The following is a 2,782-nucleotide window of genomic DNA, read 5'->3' as shown; positions in this document are numbered from 1 at the left end:
CATAGAAGATGTCAGAGCCGACCAAGCGGGCGAACTGTTCGTCGTTGCGGTCGAGTACGTCTTGGGGCAGGCACTCCCGATAGGCCTCTTGCGGGCGCAGCCACTTGTTGCAGAAGTACAGGATCAGATTGACGCGCAAGCCCGGCTTGGAGCGGGGCACTGCGCCGTGCCAAGTGTTTCCCGGCCAGACCGCCAGCGACCCGGCGGGGGCTTCCACGACTGCAAGGTCCGGCGGATTGCGAATTCTGAGGTGCCGACCTTGGGCCACTGCCGCTTCCGCCTGCAGCCGGTTCAGGCCGTCCAAGTTGAAATTCTCCTCGGGCAATGGATGCCGCTGCAGCCGGTGACTGCCGGGGATGAAGCACAGAGCCCCGTTTTCCTTGGTGTAGTCCGTCAGCAGGTAGGTGGCGTTGCAGACTAGGGGCAGGGGCGCGGGGTGAAAGGTCTGGTCGGTATGCAGCATCAGCGGCAAGGCGCCGGGGCCCTTGATGCGACCGCCGCAGGTGGACAGCACGGCGTCGTTGCCCAGCAGGTAGGCCACCATGGCCTGCACGACGGGGTTCATCAGCGCCTGTTCGAACACCCTGCCCTTGGCGAGCAGAAACGATTGACGCTCGATCGGATCCGCTGCGTCGGCGTGGGTGGTGCCGTTTTGCAGGTCTGGCCATTGCCCGCGCGCCTCCTTCGAGATTTCGCACATGCGGCGCAGAAGTTCTGGGACCAGCTTGGGCGCCCCAACCCGTTCCGGCGGAATGACGGTGTAGCCAAGGGATTCGATCTCCGCGACATGGGGTTCGAGTCCCAGCGCCTTGATCTCGGCAAAGGCCTGCTGCGCCGCGGCTGCCGACGGCGCTCGGCTCATGTCCAAGGCCGCCTGGGTCACTTTGCTCCGTTGATTCAACGCGCCTTTCCACCCATGCGCAGCGCGCTTCTATCGCGGGTTCACTAGAGAACCGCCACCGGGCTGGTCAGCGACCCCGTCGCCCGCTCCATGTGCAGGGCGGTAACGACGAACAGAAAATGGTGCCGTTGCTGTTCGGTGCAGACTTCGCTCAGCGATTCCAAGTCCATGTTGTGCAGCAGGTGGATGCCATAGTAGGCGAGGCAAAGCGTATGCACTGGCGAGCGTACGATGTGTCCGTAAGGCGACGGAAACACATCGCCGCCGGAGTCGGTGGCCAGCACGCTGACGTCAAGGCCGCCGAGCACCTCCACGCATTCGGGGTGCAGCCCTTGCCAGGTGCCGTGCCGGCAACTGTCGTCGGTGGGCGGCAAGCCGTCCTCGAGGGTGGCGCCGGTGCGGATCAGGGCTGCGTCCCCAGGCGCGATCTCGGCAGCCGCCGCTTCGATCTCCTCCGGCCTGACAAACTCGCCCGGATGCAGGTGCGACACCCCGCGCCTGCGGGCCACATCAATCAGCACGCCGCGGGTCACGATGGCGCGCGCATTGCTGATGCTGGCGCGTTTGACGCCGTCCTCCTTGGTGACGAGGTCGCCGAATTCGATGCCATTGAAGCCCTTGCCGTTGTGGCCGACGTGCGCGAGCGCATCGAGGTGCGTGTTCACCATGCCGTGCGTGCGGTAGGCGACGTGGTCTGCGGAGTTCAGCGATTCCGGCCGCTCAGGCTCAAGGTCCCATGCGCCGGCACTGAGCATGGTGTGCTCGAAACACAGGTCGCCCCGGATCGGCTCCCGGTCAGTCACCGGGCGGCTCAGCGACACCACCTGCCCGGTGGCGACCGATCCGATGCCCCTGCGGGTGACTTCGGGCGTCACTAGGTTGAGTGTGCCGAGATCGTTCGGCCAGCGATTCCAATTGCCCGTGTGTCCGGGCCAGGTTGCGGGATCCGGAAGGCGCTCCTCGCTCATGGCAATGCCCCAAGTTGGTCAAGCACTTGTTTACCATGAAGCGCCGCGCCGCGCCAATGAGCGTGCGCGCCCGCTCGGACCTCCCGTTCCGGAGCGGGCGTTCCGCCCTCGATTGGGCTGTTGGAGTGCGCTTTCCATTTCGAGCGACAAATCTCGAAGTTCGCGAGTTCCACGAATCCTTGGGCTTCGAGATCGAGGGCCGTCCGAGCATGGCAAGGCACATCGATTGAACCGCTCGAGAGTGGTATGACTCCGGCACGTTACTCGTGCACGAAGCGAACCCTTTCGGACTACGTGCTACCGCTGGCGCGATCCCAATTGGATCAGCACGTCTCTCGAAGCCCATTCACTGAATTGGGGCAGACTTCCATCGATGTCATGCCAAGGCGCTTTGTCACCGACAAATGTATGCGCTTTGGCCCGCTTGTTGAGCCGGGTGTCCAGGGTTCCGAGGCGCACTCGAATCAAATCCCTGGTCGCAGCCAAGTAGGCAAAAATCGGCGAACCGCAGTTGGAACAGAACGTTCGGTACTTTCCGGGAGACGATTCGTATTCGCGCAGTGCGCCCTCTGGATCGGAGAGGTCGAAGTGCTGTCTGGAGACCCCTGCATTGGCGCCATGTGCGGACCCACTTGTCTTGCGACAACTCCTGCAATGACAGTATCCAAAGTCGCTCAGTTCCGAATTGATTCGATATCGAATCTTCCCGCAATGGCAGCTTCCTTCGTACATCTTGATTCTCGTTTAGAGCTACGGATTCTTCAGCCCCGTCTCCAGCTTGTTGCGCACCTCCCGCTTGACGCGTGGCGCTAAGGCTTGGTCGTGCTGTTCTAGGAAGTCTGCCACGGCGGTGGGATGCCAATAGATGAGTTCGCGCAGGGCCCAGGAGAGCGCCTTGACCACCATGTCGTCG

General features: G+C 62.9%; 3 protein-coding genes. All 3 read right to left on the bottom strand.

Annotated features, from left to right (window positions below; genetic code table 11):
• Positions 1–883 (bottom strand): phytanoyl-CoA dioxygenase family protein (locus tag F4036_11530; GenBank protein MYK38369.1); only part of this gene is annotated, 883 nt, incomplete at its 3' end.
• 62 nt (positions 884–945) lie between these two features.
• Positions 946–1,869 carry a cyclase family protein gene (locus tag F4036_11525; GenBank protein ID MYK38368.1) on the bottom strand — a complete coding sequence of 308 codons (924 nt, stop codon included), beginning with the start codon at positions 1,867–1,869 and terminating at the stop codon, positions 946–948.
• Positions 1,870–2,166: 297 nt separating this feature from the next.
• A complete protein-coding gene (locus F4036_11520; GenBank protein MYK38367.1) occupies positions 2,167–2,601 on the bottom strand; it encodes a GFA family protein in 435 nt (144 codons plus the stop codon).
• Positions 2,602–2,782: the final 181 nt, after the last annotated feature.

This window comes from Gammaproteobacteria bacterium, assembly GCA_009845905.1.
Lineage (GTDB): Bacteria > Pseudomonadota > Gammaproteobacteria > Steroidobacterales > Foliamicaceae > Foliamicus.
This window is presented reverse-complemented; position numbering and strand designations above follow the sequence as displayed.

Coding starts and splice junctions, on each gene's coding strand:
- F4036_11525 (MYK38368.1), bottom strand. CDS start 1,869: ATGAGCGAGGAGCGCCTTCCGGATCCCGCAACCTGGCCCGGACACACG.
- F4036_11520 (MYK38367.1), bottom strand. CDS start 2,601: ATGTACGAAGGAAGCTGCCATTGCGGGAAGATTCGATATCGAATCAAT.